Source organism: Streptomyces sp. AcH 505 (genome assembly GCF_000818175.1).
GTDB lineage: Bacteria > Actinomycetota > Actinomycetes > Streptomycetales > Streptomycetaceae > Streptomyces.
In genome coordinates this window covers 6,141,353-6,142,422 of the sequence record NZ_JTIY01000001.1, presented here as the reverse complement: position 1 = coordinate 6,142,422, position 1,070 = coordinate 6,141,353, and the positions used below count along the sequence as shown (strand labels likewise).

Annotated in this window: 1 protein-coding gene; it reads right to left on the bottom strand. The window is 73.3% G+C overall.

Features of this window, described 5'->3' with window-relative positions:
- Nucleotides 1-16: 16 nt before the first annotated feature.
- The coding region (locus HY68_RS27345) for a CapA family protein (protein ID WP_041993659.1) at nucleotides 17-1,070 on the bottom strand (1,054 nt) is incomplete at its 5' end.

Genomic DNA, 1,070 nt, shown 5'->3' with positions numbered 1-1,070 from the left:
CCGCCGGCGGGGCGGGTCAGTGGCCCATCGTGAGCCCGTCGGCCGCGGCCCCGCGGCTGAGCACCGCCTCGCTGATCGCGGACTGCGCCTCGCGGTAGTCACCGCGCTCGGGTGACCGGTCGAGCGCCGCGGGCAGGTTGACCACGCGGCCCGCGCCGGTGTCCATCCACTCGGGGATGAACTCGGCCTTCTTGACCGTCCAGCGGCCGCCCTTGGCCGCCGGGGGCGCGAAGGTGAACCGGCCGATGGAGCCCTGGTCGCCGCGCGGGTCCTGCTGGTCCGCGTAGTTGATCATCGAGCCGGCGATCTGGTCGCCCATGCCGTAGATCACCCAGGTGCCGTTGACCTTCTCGTACGCCTGCGGGACGTGCGCGTGCGTGCCGAGGATCAGGTCGATGTCGGGCCTGCCGTTCGTCGTGGCCGCGGTGAGCGCCTTGGCGAGGCTCAACTGCCGCGCGTCGGGAGCCGGTTCCCACTCGGTGCCCCAGTGCATGCTGACCACCACGACATCGGCCCCTGCCTTCCTGGCGGCGCGCGCGTCGTCGATGATCTTCTCCTGGTCGATCAGTCCGACCGCCCAGGGCTGGCCGTCCGGGAACGGGATGTCGTTGGTCCCGTACGTGTACGCGAGCTGCGCGACCTTGGCGCCGCCCGCCGTCAGCACGGCCGGGCGCCTGGCCTCGGCCGCCGACCGGGCGGAGCCCGCGTGCCGCACGCCCGCCTTGTCGAGCGCGTCGAGGGTGCGGCGCACGCCCCGCGAGCCGTCGTCGAGGGTGTGGTTCGACGCGGTCGAGCAGGAGTCGTAGCCGGTGTCCCGCAGGGCGCGGGCGATCTCGGGCGGGGACTTGAAGGACGGGTAGCCGGTGTACGGGCCACCGTCGGCGCCGTACACGGTCTCCATGTGACAGATCGCCACGTCGGCGCCCGAGACGACGGGCCGTACCGCGGAGAGCATCGGCCGGAAGTCGTAGCCCGCGCCGTTCGCGTCGGCGTTCGCCTGCCGGATGACCGAGTCGTGCGGCAGGACGTCACCGGAGGCGACGAGGGTGAAGCCGCGCTGGGGGACGGCG